Genomic DNA, 390 nt, shown 5'->3' with positions numbered 1-390 from the left:
GTTCAGCCAGTGAGCGGCCATACGCTGTGCAGTGCTTGCGTCGAACAGGTCGGTGGCGTAAGTGAGGGTTGCACTGAGCTCGCCGTCGGCGTCCAGGGTGTCGAGGGTCAAGTCGAACTGGGCGGTACGGCTTTCCCACTCCTGGGCCTTGATCACCAGCCCCGGCAGTTGCGGGATGGCTTGGCGGCCGGCGCTCTGGTGGTTGTACAACACCTGAAACAACGGGCTATGGCTCAGGTTGCGCTCAGGGCGCAAGGCTTCGACCAATTGCTCGAACGGTAGGTCCTGATGCGCCTCGGCGCCCAGTGCCGCCGTCTTGACCTGTTGCAGCAGTTCGCTGAACCGCTGCTGCGGATCGACTTCAGCCTTGAGCACCTGGGTATTGACGAA

Annotated in this window: 1 protein-coding gene; it reads right to left on the bottom strand. The window is 62.6% G+C overall.

The features are described 5' to 3' along the window. On the bottom strand, positions 1-390 hold a 390-nt coding region (locus HX846_RS33465; protein ID WP_256740253.1), incomplete at both ends, for a condensation domain-containing protein.

Origin of the sequence: Pseudomonas sp. K5002, from assembly GCF_013386655.1 — a bacterium.
Taxonomy (GTDB): domain Bacteria; phylum Pseudomonadota; class Gammaproteobacteria; order Pseudomonadales; family Pseudomonadaceae; genus Aquipseudomonas.
This window is presented reverse-complemented; position numbering and strand designations above follow the sequence as displayed.